This is a genomic window from Deefgea rivuli DSM 18356 (assembly GCF_000620145.1).
Taxonomy (GTDB): Bacteria; Pseudomonadota; Gammaproteobacteria; order Burkholderiales; family Chitinibacteraceae; genus Deefgea; species Deefgea rivuli.
In genome coordinates, this window is sequence record NZ_KK211083.1 from 372,188 (window position 1) to 391,390 (window position 19,203).

Genomic DNA, 19,203 nt, shown 5'->3' on the forward strand with positions numbered 1-19,203 from the left:
ATGAATTTGTTACAAATTCTTGAGCAAGAAGAAATTGCTCGTTTAAACAAAGCGATCCCTGACTTTGCACCTGGCGACACCGTTGTTGTTAGCGTTAAAGTGAAAGAGGGTACTCGTGAACGTCTACAGGCTTACGAAGGCATCGTGATTGCTAAACGTAACCGTGGTCTGAACAGCGCGTTTATCGTGCGTAAAATTTCTTCTGGCATGGGTGTTGAGCGTACTTTCCAAACGTACTCTCCACTGGTTGCTGGTATCGAAGTTAAACGTCGTGGTGACGTTCGCCGCGCAAAACTGTACTACCTCCGTGATCGTTCAGGTAAATCTGCACGTATTAAGGAAAAATTGCCAGCGCGTAAAGTGGTTGCTGCTAAAGCGTAATTGCTTTGCACTAAGCGCTACGTTTGACAGCCAAGCTGTCGGCAAAGAAAACCCCGCATTGCGGGGTTTTTTATTGGGTATTTAACGCTGGGTCTTTTTTAGCAATGGTTATAATTAAATACCCTGCAATAAGCTTTGTTTTGCTGCGTGAATGACAGCGAGGCTAAGTTTCTCTAATTTAGGCGATTGCACACGCCAGCAGTGCCAGTACAGCGTGACATCGGTCGGTTGCTCTGGCGCTAGGTCGATCAATTCGCCGCTACTGAGTAAATCGCGGTACTGTAATTCTGGCACCATGCCGTAGCCCAAACCCAATTGAATCGCCTGCAAAAATGCCTCGCTCGACGGCACGTAATGACAGTGAATATGCGTGCTCGGCAAGCCCAGCGTACGCAGCAAAAAGTTGGCTTGCAGTGCATCCTTGCGGTTAAACACCATTAACGGTGCGACGCGTGCGGCTTCGCGTTGCAAGCCTTGCGGAAAATAGCGCGCCACAAATTGCGGATGCGCCAGCAGGCGATAGCGCATGATGCCCAATGGTTCGGTGCGGCAACCGCGTAGCGCCTCCATCTCGCTGGAAACGCCCGCTAGCGCATGGCCGCTTTCCAAAAACGTATACGTGTGGTCCTGATCGTCGACGGTGATGTCGAGCAAGACGCGCTCGGCAATTAAAAATTCGGCCAGCGCGGGCAACAGCCACGTCGCCAGCGTGTCGTGATTGACGACAATCGGCACGGTGAGGGGCCGATTTTGCTCTTCGTCGAGTTCAGCAAAAAATTCACTTTCCAATAAATGGCTGCGGCGCAGATATTGCGCCAAGCGCTGCCCAGCGCGCGTCGGGCGGCAAGGGCGGGTGCGGTTCAGTAATGGCGTGCCGAGCTGGCTTTCCAGCGCGCTCACGCGTTGCGACACCGCCGACGGCGTCAAATGCAGCAGTGCCGCCGCCTGCTCAAAGCTACCGCAATCCATCACCGCTAGCAGCGCCTCACCTTTGCGTATATCCAGCATCTCCTACCCCTATTAAGATCAAAAGCTTGGATCACGAAAGGCACGAAAAAAGGCCGAAAAAATACGAAAGAAAATCAGTATTGGTTTATTGCTTATTTTCGTGGTTTTTTCGGCCTTGTTCGTGTTTTTCGTGTTCCCCGTTTTTGACTTTGTCCTGCGTCACATTGCTTATTAAGAAAAATTAAGCATTAATTAGAAATAGTAAATCATGTTTAATTTTGCTGCACCTTCTATGACAATCGAGGCATATAAAGTGCAGGTGAACGAGATGATTGATTGGATGGTATTTGTGAAGGCGCTGGGTTTGTGTGCGGCCTTGATTATGGCTATTGGCGCGCAAAACGCTTATGTGTTGCGGGTAGGGATTCAGCGCCAGCATTTGGTCATGACACTGGCGGTGTGCATCGTGCTCGATGCGGCGCTGATTGCCTTGGGCGTTTTTGGTATGGGGGCGCTGGTGCAAGCGTCGCCGATCTTACTCGGCGCGGCGCGTTGGGGTGGGGCGGCCTTTTTGCTGTGGTATGGCTTACGTAGTTGGGCGGCGATTTTGCGTCGCAATACCGCGCTGGAAGTCGAACCGAGTGCTGCGCCGGTAAGCACCAAGCGTGCCTTGCTAACGATTTTGGCGATTTCGTTGCTAAATCCGCATGTCTATTTGGATACGGTGGTGTTGCTCGGTTCGATTGGTGGCAGTTATTCTGCTGATTTGCGGCCTAGCTTTATTTTGGGTGCGGCGAGCGCTTCGCTACTGTGGTTTTGTGTGTTGGGTTTTGCTGCGCACGCGCTATCGCGGCATTTATCGCGGCCTGTGGCGTGGCAATGGATCGATGGGATTACTGGCGGTACGATGCTGTTTTTGGCGGGAACGCTGGTGTTTGCTTGAGCTTTAATCCGAAATAGCTTCAACCATCGCCTTAATTTTGACAGCCTTTTCAAAATGATCGAGGCGATGGGTTTGAATCCACCACGTCGCCGCTTCCATCAATAAGGCGGGATTATCGTTTTTATTGGCAAAAAAAGCATAAAACGACAAGCCGACATTTTCGCCTTTCTGCGCTATTTTTTGCTGGCAAACAGTGATGATTTTTTGTTTTAAGATGGAATTCATAATCTTTAGGTATATTCCGCTACGTTTTATTCATGAAGGCATAGCGGCGTATACATCAGTAGTTAATCTCAGGTGCAATCATTTCGGCGTAATCATACAGCACCGCTAAAATTTCTTCGCCGCGCTCGTCGGCATCTTCAGATAGACGATCAATTTCTTCGCTGTATTGCTCTAAAGTCCGCGCGCCTGCTGCGCCGTCAAATAGCTTGGCGCTGCGCCATTGTTCCCAGCGCTGCATTTCTTGCTCGTTCAGGCTCGCGGGATAATTTCTGGCGCGGTAGCGGAAAAATAACTCTTCCAATTGGCGATCATCAAAATGCGCTTGCTCAACCGCGAGTTTTTCCGGCGACAGGGTGCGGATGCGATTGAGGGTGCGTCGATCCGTCGGTGATACAAAGCCACCGTAGAGATTGGCGTCGACATCGGGTTTTTCGCTACTGGCTTCGCGCTTAAATACATCGCGCCAAATTGTGGCTAAATCACCGCTCGCCGCCAATTGCGCTGCGTGCGCTTGAATGACGTCCATGTCCACGCCCCATAAAGCCGCTTGCTCTGCGCTGAGCGTTTTTAGATTGCTGACGACTATCGGCGATTTATTCGCATGAATCGTTTTGATCGGTAGGCGGCTCACACCTTCGGGCAAATCGGCTTGTTTGCTAAACATGCGTTCGCGCATCGTGGCCGCGTCCAGCGTAAATAGCTCGCTCGGATCGAACGCCAAATCCCAGACGATGATTTCATTTTTATTCGTTGGGTGCATCGCCAGCGGCCAGACAATCGCTAAATTGCCGCGTTCCACACCGTACATGCCGGAAATATGAATAAACGGTTTTGGATTGCCGAGATTGATCTCGTCGAATACACGATCCTTTTTGCGCAGCGCCAGACAGAAATCAAACAGACGTGGTTGTTTTTCACGAATCAGTCGTGCCAACGCAATTGTGGCGCGTACATCAGACAGCGCATCATGTGCTGCTTCGTGGACTAAACCATTCGCGGTGCTCAGTAGTTCGAGTTTAAAGCTGACTTTGCCTTCGTCATTCACGGGCCATTGAATACCGGCAGGGCGCAAGGCATAAGTCGCGCGAACCACATCTAGCAAATCCCAGCGCGAGCAATCGTTTTGCCATTCGCGTGCGTACGGGTCCATTAGATTACGCCAGAACATATAACGCGTGACTTCGTCGTCAAAACGAATCGTGTTGTAGCCAACGCCAATCGTACCGGGTGCAGCCAACTCGCGCTCGATCAAATTGGCAAACTGATTTTCTGGAATGCCTTTTTCTAGGCATATTTGCGGCGTGATGCCAGTTAGCAAGCAGGCAAACGGATCGGGCAGGAAATCATTGGCGGGTTGGCAATAAATCATCAGCGGCTCACCGATTTCGTTCAGCTCGCTATCGGTGCGAATGCCAGCAAATTGGCTGGGCCGATCTAGGCGCGGCACCGCGCCAAAGGTTTCATAGTCATGCCAGAAAAAAGTAGTGCTCATTGCTGTTCCCCAAGACGAAAAAAAGCCCGACATCGCATGATATCGGGCTTTTCTTTTTGTGGGGTGGCTGATGGGGCTCGAACCCACGACAACAGGAATCACAATCCTGGACTCTACCAACTGAGCTACAGCCACCACAAAACTTTAAATTCTTTGATTTCTCGGTATGCTTGGCGCACCCGACAGGAATCGAACCTGTAACCTACGACTTAGAAGGTCGTTGCTCTATCCGGTTGAGCTACGGGAGCTCCGTATTTACTGCTTACTAAGTGTTTCTGGTCGGGGCGGTGGGATTCGAACTCACGACCACCTGGTCCCAAACCAGGTGCGCTACCGGGCTGCGCTACGCCCCGAACAGAGGCCGAACTATACTTTGCCGATTCCTTCCCGTCAACACCCTGTTTGAACTTTTTTGTGAAATTGTTGAAATGATGGGAAAAGAAGTTCAAATAGTGAGAAAATGCGCTCCTTTACAGAATTCGCCGGAGTAAATCCATGACTGCCCAGATCCTTGATGGTAAAGCCATTTCCCAAGAAATCGTTGCCGAAGTTCGTGTCAAAGTGGATGCACGTGTCGCTAGCGGCAAGCGCGCGCCTGCGCTGGCGGTTATTTTGGTGGGCTTGGACCCAGCATCGCAAGTGTATGTGGGCAATAAAAAGCGTCAATGCGAAAACTCAGGGATCACCTCGTTTGCGTATGATTTGCCTGCCGACACCTCCGAAGCCGATGTATTGAAGTTGGTTGCAGAGCTCAATACCCGTGATGACGTGGATGGGATTTTGGTGCAATTGCCGCTGCCTAAACATATTGATGCCGATAAAGTGATCGAATTGATCGATCCGATCAAAGATGTCGACGGTTTTCATCCGTACAATATTGGCCGGTTGGTACTGAAAATGCCTTTGCTGCGCCCATGCACGCCACGCGGCGTAATGACTTTGCTGGAAAAAACCGGCATTGATTTGGTCGGTAAAGATGCGGTGGTGGTGGGAGCGAGCAATATCGTGGGTCGTCCGCAAGCCTTGGAACTCTTGCTCGCGCGTGCAACGGTAACAATCTGCCACAGCAAAACTAAAGATCTGGCCGAGAAAGTACGCGGCGCGGATGTGGTGGTGGCGGGTGTGGGTATCCCGAACTTCGTTAAAGGCGAATGGATTAAAGAAGGCGCAATCGTCATCGACGTGGGTATTAATCGCCTAGACAACGGCAAATTGTGCGGCGATGTGGAGTTTGACGTCGCGAAAGAGCGCGCCAGTTGGATTACGCCAGTGCCGGGTGGTGTTGGCCTGATGACGGTGGCGACCTTGATGCAAAACACGTTTGATGCGTGCGTGAATCGCAACGGTTAAAAAATTCCACGAAAAACACGAAAAAAGGCCGAACTTCACGAAAGAGATTTCGTTTGGGCTGAATGAGATAAGTAGCTAGGGATAGAGGTTAGAACTTGTGGGAGCGGGCTTGCCCGCGCAGCTGTGTATTCGCGGGCAAGCCCGCTCCCACGAAAATTAACAGGTTTTTCTTCGCCAATTTATTTGCTCTTTTTCGTCTTTTTTTGAATTGTTTTTCGTGCCTTTCGTGATCCAGTTTGTTTTTAGCTTTTCAATATGATTTTAATAAGGTTCTGTAATGGCATATCAACTCGCTAAACCGCTGCTGTTTATGATGGAGGCGGAACGCGCGCATCATGCGGCCTTTAAAGGCTTGAGCCTACTGCACAGCATGGGCTTTTTGCGCACGCTGACCCCTTCGGTGCAAAACAATCCAGTGACGGTGATGGGGATTGAGTTTCCAAATCCAGTTGGCCTAGCCGCCGGCTTGGATAAAAACGGCGATTACATCGATAGCTTGGGCGAAATGGGCTTTGGTTTCTTAGAAATTGGCACCGTAACGCCGCGGCCACAGCCAGGCAATCCAAAACCGCGTTTGTTCCGTTTGCCAGAAGCGCGCGCGATTATTAACCGTATGGGTTTTAATAATGGCGGCGTGGACAATCTGCTCGAAAATGTTGCGCGTAGCCAGTATAAGGGCGTACTCGGCATTAACATTGGCAAAAACGCCGATACCCCGATAGAAAAAGCCGTTGATGATTACCTCATCAGCCTGCGCAAAGTCTACGCGCACGCCAGCTATGTGACGGTGAATATTTCCAGCCCGAATACCAAAAATCTCCGTCAATTGCAGCAAGCCGATGAATTTGGCGCGTTTTTGTCTGCGTTGAAATTGGAGCAAGCCAAGCTCGCTGATGAGCATGGCCGATATGTGCCGATTGCCGTCAAAATCGCGCCGGATTTGGATAGCAACCAAATTCAAGAAATGGGCGAGCTGTTGATCGCCAATAAAATCGACGGCGTGATCGCCACCAATACGACACTATCGCGTACCGGCGTGGAACACCTGCGCCACGGCCAAGAAGCTGGCGGTTTGTCGGGCGAGCCAGTACGAGCGAAATCGACGTCAGTGATTCGTGAATTGGCACGAGTGCTGGATGGCGCTTTGCCGATTATTGGTGTGGGCGGGATTGTTTCGGGTGATGACGCCGCAGAAAAAATCCGCGCCGGTGCCGCCTTGGTGCAAGTGTATAGCGGCCTGATTTTTGAAGGCCCACAACTGATTGCCGACTGCGCCGAAGCGATTTTGAAAGTTCAGCAGCATCGTTGAGCGTTTTTGAAATCAAAAAACAGTTGCCCACGAAAAGCACGAAAAAACACGAACAAGTGCAGAATGCGCTGTGATTCCTTGATTTTTTTTCGTGATTTTCGTGGACTATTGAATTGTTTTTGCTTCGAACCGCATTAAACGCGATTGCCCAGCAAAGCGTCACTTCCGTTGAAAAGGTCCCACCATTGAAAGCCCAAGACGAAAAAATCACCCAAACCATCCTCACCTTCGCGCAGCCCGTGCTGGTCGGCTTGCCCAAGCCTTGCTCAAAAGAGCAATTCGCTGGTGTGATGCGCACGGTGCTCACGGTGTGGAATGCGGTGGTGAAAGACAGTTGGGAAGGCGGCGACAAATACGAAACCGCCGTACTGGCGACGATTGCGAGCGCGCCAAAAACGGTGCAATTGATGGTGAAGCGCTTAATCAAACGTAAAAAAACCAAATTTGCCGAAGGCCGCCAAATCATCGGCCAGCATTGGGTGCATGAGCAAGGTGGGGAAGTGTTATTTGGCTGTGAAGGCGTTGATTATCAGGCCTCAAGCGCGTTGCCGTTTAAAGTGAAGTAGGATGGGTTGAGCGCAGCGATACCCATTGTGAGCGGTTCACAAGTACTCTTTTATGTCGTCATACCGGCGCAGGCCGGTATCCAGAGCGACGATAATCATTGCCGCTGGATTCCGGCCTTCGCCGGAATGACGATTTGATGCGTCGTTGGTGCAAGGATGGAGGCGGAGCTGATGGGTATCCGACGAAGTCGGACGCAGATACTAGGGTCGCCTTTCTTTGCTTACTTTCTTTGGCGAAGCAAAGAAAGTAAGTGCCGCGCGGCATGAGCGCGACTCAGGTAAGAAGTACGCCGCATGAGTTACTAAGCAGCAGCGAATAGAAAATAAAAACGAATTTCTTGGTGTACAACTGGCCTCGATAAACGCAAAAAGTAGATTTTCATCATGCCGGTGCGGCGAGGAATTCAGCAATAATGTTGACCGAGGTGAAGCACTGGATACCGGCCTTCGCCGATATGACGATTTCAGCTCAGGCTGAACCAAGCTAATTAGAACGATTTATTATGTATTTAGCTGTAGCCATTATTAAATAAGAGCCACAGGCAAATACCTAACAAAAAATGTGATGCCTCATTACAGGAACGATCATGGATCTGAATCACTACCTCTTATTACTCGTCGGTGCGGTGTTGGTGAACAATGTCGTGCTAGTGCGGATTTTGGGGCTTTGCCCGTTTATGGGCGTGTCCAAAAAACTCGAAGCCTCGATCGGCATGGGCCTCGCGACCGCATTTGTGCTGACGCTGGCGTCGGGCACGTCGTGGATGATCGATCAGGTGCTGATTTTGTGGCATCTGGAATACCTGCGCACGCTGGCGTTTATCGTCGTCATCGCGGCGATTGTGCAATTTACCGAGATGTTCATCCACAAAGCCAGCCCCGTGCTGTACCAAGCGCTGGGGATTTATTTGCCGCTGATTACGACTAATTGCGCGGTGCTCGGTGTACCGCTGATTAATTCGTCCGCCAAACATACTTTTGTTGAATCGCTGCTGTTTGGTTTTGGCTCGGCGGTGGGTTTCTCGCTGATTTTGATTTTGTTCGCCGCGATGCGCGAGCGCTTGGAAGGCGCGGATATTCCGCAGGCGTTTAAAGGCACGCCAGCGGCGTTTATTACTGCCGGCTTGATGAGTTTGGCGTTTATGGGTTTTGCAGGATTGGTTAAGTAGGGCGAGCAGACGGTAGAGCAAAGCGATTGGTCCACGAAAAACACGAAAAGACACGAACAAGAGCGATGGATGCATCGGTTGTTTGGGTGTTTTTTTCTTTCGTGGTTTTCGTGCCTTTCGTGGACTCCGTTTTTGACCTTGCTTCATAACATCTAACCCCTCACAGGAATTCAGATGAGTTTTTTATTAGCACTGGCCTTAATGGCTGGATTGGCCGTTTTGCTGGGGGCTGTCCTAGGCTGGGCGGCAATTAAATATAAAGTCGATGAAGATCCATTGGTGGATAAAATCGATGCGATTTTGCCGCAAACCCAGTGTGGTCAATGCGGCTATCCGGGCTGTAAACCGTATGCAACGGCGATTGCCAATGAAGAAGTTGGCATCAATCAATGCCCACCGGGCGGTGAAGACGGCATTCGCAAGCTGGCCGAGTTGCTCGGCAAGGATTTTGTGCCGTTTGACGATGGCGGTGCGGGTGCGGCAGAAAAACCGCGCGCGGTGGCGGTGATTCGTGAGGACATTTGCATCGGCTGTACGCTGTGCATTCAGGCTTGCCCAGTCGATGCGATTGTCGGTTCGGCCAAGCATATGCACACGGTGATTGAGTCGGAATGCACCGGTTGCGAGCTGTGCATCGCGCCGTGTCCAGTCGATTGCATCGATATGGTCGTGATTGGCGAAAACGTCAATACGTGGAAATGGCGCTATCCGGTCATTCAACTGAAGCAGGTGAGCTAGATGAGCGCGATGGAATTCACCCGCCAAATTTTCCCTTTCCACGGTGGTGTGCATCCGCCGGAAATGAAAGACTTGTCCAATCGAGCGCCGATAGTCGCCGCGCCGATTTCCGCCAAACTGATTATCCCCTTGCAGCAAAGTATCGGTAATAGTGCGCAGCCCGTAGTGAATGTCGGCGATGTCGTGCTCAAAGGCCAAATGATCGCCGCTGCGAATGGCAGCGTATCGGCGGCGGTGCATGCGCCAACGTCGGGAAAAATCATTGCGATTGACGCGCAGCAAGTCGCGCATCCATCGGGTTTGGCGGAGCTTTGCATCACGCTGGCCAGCGATGGCCGTGATGAGTGGGCGCAGAAACAGCCATTTGATTGGCGTGCAGCGATGGCGCGTGGCGACGGCAAGGCGATTCGCGACTATTTGCAAGACATGGGCGTGGTCGGGCAGGGCGGCGCGGTGTTTCCGTCGCATTTAAAATTGTTTGGCCGCGAGCAGCTCGAAACCTTGGTGATTAACGGCGCGGAATGTGAGCCCTACATCACCTGCGATGACAGATTGATGCGCGAACGTGCGCTGGAAATCGTCGCAGGCATTGCCATCGTGCGGCAAATGCTGAACGCCAAAACGGTGCTCATCGGCATCGAAGACAATAAACCCGAGGCCATTGCGGCGATGCGCGATGTACTCAAAACTTGCGGTTTTGCTGCCGAAGTCGTTGTGGTACCGACGCTCTACCCCTCGGGTGGCGCAAAACAGCTAATTAAATTGCTGTGCAATCTCGAAGTGCCGAGCGGCGTGCGCTCGACTGATTTGGGTGTGCAATGCTTTAACGTCGCCACCGTGTACAGTATTTACGCGGCGCTAGAACACGCCGAGCCAGTAATTTCGCGGATTGTGACGCTGACGGGTAATGTCGCCAAGCCGGGCAATGTCGAAGCGCTGATCGGTACGCCGATTGCCGATTTGCTGAAGTTTGCTGGCTTAAATGCAGCGAGCGACTGTATTTACGGCGGGCCGATGATGGGTTTTGTACTGCCATCAACGCAAGTCGGCCTGACCAAGGCAGGCAATTGCATTATCGCGATGGACGCCGCCCACTTCCCCGAAAAACCACGCGAAATGCCCTGCATTCGTTGTGGCGAATGCGCGGTGGCGTGCCCCGCTGAATTGCAGCCTATGGATTTGTATTGGTTTGCGCGCAGTAAAAACTTCGGTAAGGCGCAAGAGCGCAATCTGTTTGACTGCATCGAATGCGGCGCTTGCGCCTATGTCTGCCCGTCGAGCATTCAATTGGTCGATTATTACCGCTTTGCCAAATCCGAAATTTGGGACGCCGAGCGCGCCAAAAAATCAGCCAATACGGCGCGCGAACGGCACGAATTTAAACAATTCCGCGAAGAGCGCGAGAAGGAAGAAAAAGCGGCTCGCCTCGCTGCGAGATCTGCACCAAAACCAGTCACTAGCGAAACCGTGCCAAATTTAGTCGTCAGTGAAGCTACAAGTGATGCGGCTGCGCCGGAAGATAAAGCCGCGAAAATCAAAGCGGCAATGGCACGCGCCGCAGCAGCTAAATCGACGAGCGATGATGTCGCGACGGGCGAAACGCCAGCCCCTGTATCTGCGCCAGCGATGAATGAGGATAAAGCCGCCAAGATCAAAGCAGCAATGGCACGTGCCGCAGCATCTAAATCGACGAGCGATAATGCTGCGGCGGGAGTAACGCCAGCCCTTGTATCTGCTGCGCCAGCGGTAAATGAGGATAAAGCGGCGAAGATCAAAGCGGCAATGGCACGCGCCGCCGCGGCCAAAGCCAGTGCGGAAAATGCCGCGCCGCCGACTGCGACTTTAAGCACTGATTCGGACGCGATGGCGACGGCCGCCGCCGATGCAGTTGCAGCTCTGAAGGCTGAAAAAACCGCCAAAATTCGTGCGGCGATGGCGAAAGCCGCTTTAGCCAAGGCCGAACAAGATGCCTTAACGCTAGAAGAAAAAGCGCAGCGCGAGATTGAAAAGCAAGCCAAGATCGCAGCGGCTGCGGCGAAAAAAGCCGAGCTGGCGATGAAGGCTAGCGAAACGCTAGAAAGTTCTGCGGATGGGTATTCGCCTACGGCCATTTCAGAACAGGTGCTAGAGAGCAATACCTATACTATCATTGAGCCGCCAGCAAAGCCCGCTATCGACGAAGAAAAAGCCACCAAAATCCGCGCTGCAATGGCGGCTGCTGCGGCCAAAAAAGCTGGGCAGCAAGCCGAAGGAAACGAATGATCCGCACCTCTCCGCATGTAATCAAACCCACGCCGCTGCAAGTGGTGATGCTCAAAGTCGCCGCCGCGCTTCTGCCTGGGATTGCCGCCTACGTCTGGGTGTTCGGCGCTGGCATCTTGTTGCAAATCTTGCTGGCGACGATAACGGCGCTGGCGACCGAGGCCGCGTGCTTGAAATTGCGTAATTATCCAATCAAGCCGTTTATCACCGATGGTTCGGCGATTGTGACCGCGTGGCTGTTGGCCTTGTCGCTGCCGCCGTTATCGCCGTGGTGGATGATTGTGCTGGCGACTGCGATTGCAATCGGCCTCGCAAAACATCTCTACGGCGGCTTGGGGCAAAATCCATTTAATCCAGCGATGGTTGGTTTTGCGGTGATGATCGTGTCGTTTCCAGCGTCTGTGAGCCGCTGGAATGCGCCATTGTCTTTGCCGAATGTAGATTTAACTGCGTGGCAGCAGTTTGGGTATATCTTTTCAGGCATTCTGCCAGATGGCTTAGCGTTCGATACCCTTGCATCAGCAACGCCGCTGGATACGGTCAAAACCGCGTTGATGCAATCGCACAGCATGAGCGAAATTTTCAGCGGTGCGATTTTTCAGTCGGCAAGCTGGCTGAGTTTTATGCCCAGCTCAGTGGCGTTGATTGCTGTTGCCTACTTACTCGGCGGCCTGTATTTGCTGCAGCAGCGAATTATCCAATGGCAATTACCGACGGCATTTTTAGCGGTATTGCTGGGGATGTCGGGACTATTTTATCTGATCAATCCAGCGCAATTTACCAGCCCAGCGTTTCACCTCTTGAGCGGCGCGGCGATGCTGGGCGCGTTTTTTATCGTTACCGATCCCGTCACTGCGCCAACGACACCGCGTGGACGTTTGATTTATGCGGCTTTGATTGGCTTACTGACTTGGCTCATCCGCACTTTTGGCGCTTACCCCGACGGTGTGGCATTCGCCGTGCTGATTATGAACATCGCCGCGCCGTTTATCGACCAATACACGCAGCCTGCGGTTTTCGGGAGGAAGGGGAAATGAACCACCTCATCGACGCGAAGCAAAAACAAACCATTTATCCACGAAAACCACGAAAGGCACGAAAAAAACCAAACATAATGGGGTGTTTTTTGCCCTTGTTCGTGATTTTCGTGTCTTTCGTGGACTCCAGTTTTCCCCCAAAATGCTCAGCGCGGATGTGGCTGCGGGGAGTCCAAGCATGAAAACCAAGCTGCAAAACGGCTTGCGTGGTGCGCTGACTTTATTGGTGTTTGCGCTGATTTTTACTGCGCTGATGGCGGGAACGTATGCGCTAACCAAAGACATCGTTACCAATAATGAACGCAAAGCCAAAGTCGCTTTGATCGCACAAGTCTTACCCGTCGGCAGTTTTGAGAATGACATTCTCAATGATGCAACGCCGCAAAACGCCGCTGCACTCAAGCAATTGAATGCCGAAGCGGGTTCGCAAATTTATCGCGCGCAAAAAGCTGGAAAAACTACCGCCGTTGTCGTTGAAACCATCGCGCCTGATGGTTATTCGGGCAAAATTAAATTACTGGTTGGCGTTGCCGCTGATGGGCGCGTGCTCGGCGTTCGCGTTATTGCGCATAAAGAAACGCCGGGGCTGGGCGATTATATCGACGTTGCAAAATCGGAATGGATCAAGCAATTTGACGGTAAATCATTGTCCGCACCGCTGGAAAGTCAATGGAAAGTTGCAAAAGACGGCGGCGCGTTTGACGCCACCGCAGGCGCAACCATCAGCCCCCGTGCGGTCGTGAAAGCCGTGAAAAACACCTTGGATTACGTGGCGAAAAATCACGCGACATTATTTGGAGCTGCAAGATGATTAGCAAAGCCGAAACGCAATCGATTATCCACAACAGCATTTGGAAGCAAAATGCCGGTGTGGTGCAAGTGTTGGGCTTGTGCCCAGTGCTGGTGATGTCGAGCAATATCATCAATGGCGTGTCGCTCGGCTTGGCGACCAGCGTGGTGATGCTGATTTCGGGCGCGGCGATTGCGGCGATTCGCGAATTTGTGCCGAACGAGCTGCGCGCGCCAATTTTCATCCTGATCATCGCCGCGCTGGTGACGATGGTCGACTTGCTGATGAATGCCTATGTGCACGATTTGTACGTGGTGCTGGGGATTTTCATTCCGCTAATTACCACCAATTGCATCGTGCTGGCGCGCGCCGAAGCGTATGCGTCGAAAAATGGCGTCGTGCAATCGGGGCTGGATGGCCTATTTATGGGCTTGGGGCTGACGCTGGTGCTGGGCATCTTAGGTGCGATGCGCGAGCTGGTCGGCAAAGGCACGCTGTTATCGGGTATCGATCTGGTCTTTGGCGCGAGTGCCAAATCATGGGTGATTCATGTGATTCCAGCCGAATATAATTATCAATTCCTCCTCGCCATCCTGCCACCGGGCGCATTTATTGGGCTAGGATTTTTGATTGCGGGCAAACAAGCGCTGGATCGACGCGCTGAGGCGCGGGCGAAGTCGGCGATGAAACAGCTGCAATTGACCGAATCCGCAGCACTGAGTTAAAAGTCGAATGGTTATTTTTGCGGCCTGGCAAAACGGGCGTTAAGCCCGTTTTGCACTTGAATCAAACTAATTAAAGCTTTATTGAAGACGCTAGTGCTTCAAATTTAGAAGCGATAGCCAACACCGATTGAGACGACTGGATAAAAATTCTTGTGGTCATCGGCGATGCGTTGCGCCTCATGGGTGACGTCTGATTGCAATTGACCACATACCGATGCATCAAGGCAGGTGGCACTGTATGTAACATTGGCTGAGCCTTGGTACATCACTCCAAGATCGGCGGTGAAACTCAGACCGCTGCGCGCGGGATCTTTGCTGGCGCTATAGCCGTAGCCTACGCCAAGATAAGGGGAGAATTTATTATTTAATGACCCTGTGGCATGTGAGTTGCTAACCTGATTGGCTTTGTAGTAATTCTTACCAATTTTAATAGTGCCGTCCACGGGTTGGGCAGTACCGTCACCATGGTTGTCGTTGTAATACGCGCCAGCGGTGACTTTGAAGCCATTATCAAACGGGTGGTAGTCAGCCAGCAGGCCAGCGGTGAGCATTTTGCTGGTGCTATCCCAGTGTGCGCCATTAGAAATCTCATCTTTATTGATTTCAATCGTGTTGATATTGAAGCGTGCATTCCAATTGGGATTGATCGCGTAGGCGATATCCAAACCCAAGCCGAGTGTGGAAAGGCGGGCTGCGGCACCCCAGTCATTTGGAGCTGAGGTGTCATCCGCAGCAAAGGTGGGTAGAGAAAGAAATGCGGAAAAAAATAGCGCTTTGAATTTCATAGTTCATCCAAGTGTTGTATTAATGTTGATGAGTGTAATAACTTGTTGACACTGTGTTCCGCGCAGAATGAGGCGGACTTTAGCAGAGAATATTCGTGAAAGGTAAAAAATATGACGCTGTTATGTAAGGTTTGGGGGCGATGAATGAATAAACAAACCCGCTACACCTTCTACGCGCGCCTCGCCGAACTAGAACCCAATCCCAAAACTGAGCTGAATTACACGACGCCGTTTGAGCTGTTGACGGCGGTGTTGCTGTCGGCGCAGGCGACCGATGTGGGCGTGAATAAGGCGACCAAGATTTTATTCCCCATCGCCAATACGCCAGCGGCGATTTTGGCGCTGGGCTTAGAAGGGCTGGAGTCCTATATCAATACGATTGGCCTGTTTCGCAGTAAGGCCAAGCATTTGCTAGAAACTTGCCGGATGTTGCTGGAGCTGCACGGCGGCGAAGTGCCGCGTGATCGGGAAAGTCTGGAGGCGCTGCCTGGCGTGGGGCGCAAGACGGCGAACGTGGTGATGAATACGGCGTTTGGTATTCCGACGATTGCGGTGGATACGCATATTTTCCGGATTGGCAATCGGACAGGCTTGGCGACGGGCAAAGACGTGCGCGCGGTGGAAGACAAACTACTGAAAGTAACGCCGCCCGAGTTTTTGCTGAATGCACATCACTGGCTGATTTTGCATGGCCGCTACATCTGCAAAGCGCGCAAACCCGAATGCTGGCGCTGCGTGGTGAATGATGTGTGCGATTACCGCAGCAAAATCATGTTGCCCCCGAAAGGGTTTTGATGGGTATATGAGTGTAGCTCTTTATAAATAATGGCTACATTGATATACCCGTAAAGAGGAAAGGGAGCAGGATCACGAAAAGCACGAAAAAAATACGAAAAACACGAAAGATAAGAATTATAGATGCTGCTGCGTAGCAATTTGAGTTGGCTTTCTTTCGCTTTTCCTTTCGTGCCTTTCGTGATCGCCTTGTGCCTTATCGCCTTGCGTCTTTATTCCAGAATAGAGCTGAATATATAGTGCTCCAGCACTAAGCGTTCCGTCGTGGCGAGCGGGATGAATTCGAGGCCGTATTGCACCGACGTCGCAGGCGGTTCGGACTTTTGATTACGCACGATGGCTTTGATGCTCATCGTGTGATCAATCCCCGCCGCGTGCAGGCGCAGTGCCATGGTGATTTCCTGATCAGTTTCAAGTTTTAAATCCGAGCCTTCGAGCATCGCGCCGCTGGCCGATAGATTGGTAATTCGCGCCGGAATGCTGTGAATGCCATCACCGCTGACACTGGCAATCAATTGCGTATTCACACGCAGGCTATTTCTCAGTTGGCGAATTTGTAGTGTATCCGGCCAGCTCAGGTGCAAATACGGGAAGGGCGTAAAGCAGACTTTCTCGACAATCGCCTCAAACGAAATCACATCTTTGCCCGCAATCGTTTTGGCTTTCACCGATTGCCCTTCACGAAACGGCAAAATCGTACCTTGCGAATTAACGGCGCTGAGTAAGACGCCATTTTTATCGAGCCAACCGATCAGTTTGACCGATTCATTCTGGCTCAGCGGATCGATACTCGATTGAATATGCAAGGTCGTTCCGGGGATGAGCTTCATTTGTGCCAGATGGCGCTTGATGGGCTGGGCTTTGGGCGTTGAGACTGCTTCGCTTTGCGTATCCTGATGCACGCGCGCACCACCGACGGCACCGGCAACACGCACGCCGCGCCAAGCAGGATTGCGAAACATGCCGAGCTTGCTCAGCGTTTCTAGCTGCTTGGCCGTGTGAATGACTTGGCCTGCACTGAGTAAAAGCTGATTTTCTGCATCAAAAATGGCGTAGGGCACAGGCTCGCCAACGGCGAGGTCTTGTTGCCGAAGCGGAACGAGGTCTGAATGAGCCATGCATGTCACCAATATCTATGTATATATATGCTTGTAATCCAAGTTAGCCGCTACGCCAAGCATCAGGCTGGCGGCGTTGCGTTGTAGCGACGTGATACCATCGCCTTTCTGTGTCTTTCTATCAATTGGCCGAGTTTTCCATGCTGCATTTGCTTAATCCCCCGCAACGCGAAGCCGTGAAATATTTATCGGGCCCTTGTCTGGTGCTGGCTGGTGCTGGCTCGGGGAAAACGCGGGTGATTACGCAAAAAATCGCGTATTTGATTGAAGAAGCGCAAATGGATGCGCGCAATATCGCGGCGATTACGTTTACTAATAAAGCGGCGCGTGAAATGCAGGAACGGGTGGCGACTTTATTACCCTCATCGCGCCTGCGTGGGCTGACGGTATCTACTTTCCATAGTTTGGGCATGCGTATCTTGCGCGAAGAAGCGGCGCATCTGGGTTATAAGCCGAAATTTTCGATTCTGGATTCGGCCGACTCGGCCAAAATCATCGCTGATCAATTGATTACCACTGATAAATCTTTGATTCGCTCAACCGTCAGCCAGATTTCGACGCTAAAAAGCGATCGGATTTCGCCAGATCGCGCCTTAACGATGGCTGCGTCCGAAGGCGAGTTGCAATTGGCGAAACTGTATCGCGCTTATCAAGACACGCTGTTTGCGTATCAGGCCATTGATTTCGACGATTTAATCCGCCTGCCGGTTGATTTATTTGAAGCGAATCCTGAGGTGTTGCAAAAATGGCAGCACCGCCTGCGCTATTTATTGATCGATGAATACCAAGATACCAACACCACGCAATATCTGCTTGTTAAGCAATTGACTGAACTCACTGGGCAATTTACCGCCGTCGGGGATGATGACCAGAGTATTTATGCATGGCGCGGTGCGAACGTTGAAAACTTGAATTTGCTGCGCGTTGATTTCCCGAAACTGCATGTCATTAAGTTGGAGCAAAACTATCGCTCAGTGGCGCGGATTTTGCGCTGCGCGAATGCGGTGATCTCGAATAATCCGAAATTATTCGAGAAACAGCTGTGGTCAGATCTGGGGGTCGGTGATTTGATTCAAGTCGTCGAAACCAAGGGCGAGGACGACGAAGCCCGCGTGGTGGCGGAGCGCTTGAAAATGCACATGGCACTGAACGGCACGAGCTTTGCCGATTATGCGGTGCTGTATCGCGGTAATTTTCAGTCGCGAATTATTGAAGCGCAAATGCGTGCCGAAAATATCCCCTACGTGATGTCGGGTGGGCAAAGTTTTTTTGATAGTGCTGAAATCAAAGACGTGTTGGCGTATTTACATTTGATTTCTAATGATGATGATGAGCCGGCATTTATCCGTGCGGTAACGACGCCTAAGCGCGGCATCGGCAATGTCACGTTGGAAAAATTGGGTAGTTACGCTAAAGAGCGGCAAGTGTCTTTATTTGCAGCGGTGTTTGAAGAAGGCTTCGCGCATCAAGTGCAGCCAGCACAGCGCGAAATGCTTTATACCTTCTGCCGATTTATTCAGCGCATGCAAGAGAAGGTGAAGTCTGAGCCTGCGGATCAATTATTCCGCGAAATATTGGGCGCGATTGATTTTGAAACCTGGCTGTATGAATCCGAAGAACCTAAACCCGCCGAAAGCAAATGGAAGAATATTCTGAGCTTGGGCGAGATGATTAAAAAGAAAGTCGATAGCGCAGGTAGCAACCTGGATGAAATCACGCAAAACTTTGATTTACGCATCATGCTGGAAGGGCGCTCGGAAGATGAAATCGATGCGGTGCGGCTTTCAACGCTGCACGCGAGTAAAGGGCTGGAATATCCGCATGTGTTTTTAATCGGCTGCGAAGAAGATATTTTGCCGCATCAAAATTCAATTGAGAGCGGCATGGTCGAAGAAGAGCGCCGTTTAATGTATGTGGGCATTACTCGGGCGCAACGTGGATTAACGATTACCTACTGCGGCAAGCGTAAACGCGCTGGCGAATGGCAAATTACGCGGCCAAGTCGGTTTTTAGATGAGCTGCCACCCGATGATGTGAGCTTTAGTGGTCGATTAGCCGCCAAATACGAGCCGCCAGCCGATATTAAGAAAGAACATTCAGGGCTTGCAGCCAAAATGTTGGCGCTTTTAAACGCAAAATCGACTCGGTAATGATGTTTTAGAAGTTTATTGGTAAAGGGCGCGCAAGCGCCCTTTGTTGTTTCTAGCGTTTGCGGCATTTTTGTTTCAAGTTCGTTTCTATGTAAATCAATGACTTATCCACCTACTTGGATTTTCTTTGCACACAGGTGTTGACGCACCTCGGGCTGTGCCGTATATTTCGGCCTCTCTGCTGCTGACACAGCAAACGAAACAAGCGGTTCTCTAGCTAGTTTCGGTGTCTAAGCCACTGATCTTTAACAAAATACAGCCGATGAGTGTGAGTGCTTGGTTTGCCAGTCAAACAAGTGCTTACACTCTCAAAATGATCTGTTGAATGTAAATTCTTCAGGTTTGAAGTGATGTAGGAATGGCGTTAAAACCATTTCAAAAGTAAGCCAAGTTGTACAAATTAGCACAGAGATTAAACGA

At 51.3% G+C, this 19,203-nt stretch carries 18 protein-coding genes and 3 tRNA genes; 13 read left to right on the top strand and 8 right to left on the bottom strand.

What is annotated here, in order from left to right; translation table 11 throughout:
* A complete protein-coding gene (rplS, locus tag Q320_RS0116795) occupies positions 1-381 on the top strand; it encodes a 50S ribosomal protein L19 (protein ID WP_027469961.1) in 381 nt (126 codons plus the stop codon).
* Between the two features lie 114 nt (positions 382-495).
* On the opposite strand, the gene Q320_RS0116800 is transcribed toward rplS, so the two are convergent.
* A complete protein-coding gene (locus Q320_RS0116800; RefSeq protein WP_027469962.1) occupies positions 496-1,389 on the bottom strand; it encodes a LysR family transcriptional regulator ArgP in 894 nt (297 codons plus the stop codon).
* A gap of 268 nt (positions 1,390-1,657) precedes the next feature.
* Here Q320_RS0116800 and Q320_RS0116805 point away from each other — a divergent pair, with 268 nt between their 5' ends.
* Positions 1,658-2,272, top strand: a complete 615-nt coding sequence (locus tag Q320_RS0116805; protein ID WP_027469963.1) for a LysE/ArgO family amino acid transporter — start codon at positions 1,658-1,660, stop codon at positions 2,270-2,272.
* 3 nt (positions 2,273-2,275) lie between these two features.
* On the opposite strand, the gene Q320_RS0116810 is transcribed toward Q320_RS0116805, so the two are convergent.
* The 5 genes from Q320_RS0116810 to Q320_RS0116830 all read right to left on the bottom strand — a co-directional run bounded on the left by Q320_RS0116810 (position 2,276) and on the right by Q320_RS0116830 (position 4,342).
* Complete coding sequence (locus Q320_RS0116810; RefSeq protein WP_027469964.1) at positions 2,276-2,497, bottom strand: DUF6500 family protein; 222 nt, start codon at positions 2,495-2,497, stop codon at positions 2,276-2,278.
* 55 nt (positions 2,498-2,552) lie between these two features.
* Positions 2,553-3,989, bottom strand: a complete 1,437-nt coding sequence (sbcB, locus tag Q320_RS0116815; RefSeq protein WP_027469965.1) for an exodeoxyribonuclease I — start codon at positions 3,987-3,989, stop codon at positions 2,553-2,555.
* A gap of 59 nt (positions 3,990-4,048) precedes the next feature.
* Positions 4,049-4,124 (bottom strand) — tRNA-His (locus tag Q320_RS0116820).
* Between the two features lie 36 nt (positions 4,125-4,160).
* Positions 4,161-4,237: transfer RNA gene (locus Q320_RS0116825), tRNA-Arg, on the bottom strand.
* A 28-nt stretch (positions 4,238-4,265) separates the two neighbouring features.
* A tRNA-Pro gene (locus Q320_RS0116830) sits at positions 4,266-4,342 on the bottom strand.
* 142 nt (positions 4,343-4,484) lie between these two features.
* Between Q320_RS0116830 and folD the strand changes: the two genes are divergently transcribed.
* From folD to Q320_RS20375, 9 genes are all read left to right on the top strand, one after another.
* Positions 4,485-5,339: a bifunctional methylenetetrahydrofolate dehydrogenase/methenyltetrahydrofolate cyclohydrolase FolD gene (gene folD / locus Q320_RS0116835; RefSeq protein WP_027469966.1), complete on the top strand. Its 855-nt coding sequence runs from the start codon at positions 4,485-4,487 to the stop codon at positions 5,337-5,339.
* Positions 5,340-5,616: 277 nt separating this feature from the next.
* On the top strand, positions 5,617-6,648 hold the full coding sequence (locus tag Q320_RS0116840; RefSeq protein WP_027469967.1) for a quinone-dependent dihydroorotate dehydrogenase: 1,032 nt from the start codon (positions 5,617-5,619) through the stop codon (positions 6,646-6,648).
* Positions 6,649-6,833: 185 nt separating this feature from the next.
* Positions 6,834-7,214, top strand: coding sequence for a hypothetical protein (locus tag Q320_RS0116845; protein WP_027469968.1), 381 nt, complete (start codon positions 6,834-6,836; stop codon positions 7,212-7,214).
* A gap of 587 nt (positions 7,215-7,801) precedes the next feature.
* On the top strand, positions 7,802-8,383 hold the full coding sequence (gene rsxA / locus Q320_RS0116850) for an electron transport complex subunit RsxA (RefSeq protein WP_027469969.1): 582 nt from the start codon (positions 7,802-7,804) through the stop codon (positions 8,381-8,383).
* A gap of 174 nt (positions 8,384-8,557) precedes the next feature.
* Entirely contained in the window at positions 8,558-9,121 is a 564-nt protein-coding gene (gene rsxB / locus Q320_RS0116855; RefSeq protein ID WP_027469970.1) for an electron transport complex subunit RsxB, read from the top strand.
* Positions 9,122-11,383 carry an electron transport complex subunit RsxC gene (gene rsxC / locus Q320_RS20370; RefSeq protein WP_084282733.1) on the top strand — a complete coding sequence of 754 codons (2,262 nt, stop codon included), beginning with the start codon at positions 9,122-9,124 and terminating at the stop codon, positions 11,381-11,383.
* Complete coding sequence (locus Q320_RS0116865; protein ID WP_027469971.1) at positions 11,380-12,420, top strand: RnfABCDGE type electron transport complex subunit D; 1,041 nt, start codon at positions 11,380-11,382, stop codon at positions 12,418-12,420. Before rsxC ends, Q320_RS0116865 begins: the two co-directional genes overlap by 4 nt.
* 178 nt (positions 12,421-12,598) lie before the next feature.
* Positions 12,599-13,231 (top strand): electron transport complex subunit RsxG, encoded by a 633-nt coding sequence (rsxG, locus tag Q320_RS0116875; RefSeq protein ID WP_027469973.1) that lies wholly within the window; start codon positions 12,599-12,601, stop codon positions 13,229-13,231.
* The gene (locus tag Q320_RS20375) at positions 13,228-13,935 is read left to right on the top strand and encodes an electron transport complex subunit E (RefSeq protein WP_035854046.1); all 708 of its coding nucleotides are present in this window, start codon (positions 13,228-13,230) and stop codon (positions 13,933-13,935) included. Before rsxG ends, Q320_RS20375 begins: the two co-directional genes overlap by 4 nt.
* 104 nt (positions 13,936-14,039) lie before the next feature.
* On the opposite strand, the gene Q320_RS0116885 is transcribed toward Q320_RS20375, so the two are convergent.
* Complete coding sequence (locus Q320_RS0116885) at positions 14,040-14,720, bottom strand: hypothetical protein (protein ID WP_027469974.1); 681 nt, start codon at positions 14,718-14,720, stop codon at positions 14,040-14,042.
* A 144-nt stretch (positions 14,721-14,864) separates the two neighbouring features.
* Here Q320_RS0116885 and nth point away from each other — a divergent pair, with 144 nt between their 5' ends.
* Positions 14,865-15,515 (top strand): endonuclease III, encoded by a 651-nt coding sequence (gene nth, locus Q320_RS0116890; protein ID WP_027469975.1) that lies wholly within the window; start codon positions 14,865-14,867, stop codon positions 15,513-15,515.
* Positions 15,516-15,727: 212 nt separating this feature from the next.
* On the opposite strand, the gene Q320_RS0116895 is transcribed toward nth, so the two are convergent.
* Positions 15,728-16,633 (bottom strand): flagellar brake protein, encoded by a 906-nt coding sequence (locus Q320_RS0116895; RefSeq protein WP_027469976.1) that lies wholly within the window; start codon positions 16,631-16,633, stop codon positions 15,728-15,730.
* 140 nt (positions 16,634-16,773) lie between these two features.
* On the opposite strand from Q320_RS0116895, the gene Q320_RS0116900 reads away from it, so the two are divergent.
* Positions 16,774-18,783, top strand: a complete 2,010-nt coding sequence (locus Q320_RS0116900; protein ID WP_027469977.1) for a UvrD-helicase domain-containing protein — start codon at positions 16,774-16,776, stop codon at positions 18,781-18,783.
* Positions 18,784-19,203: the final 420 nt, after the last annotated feature.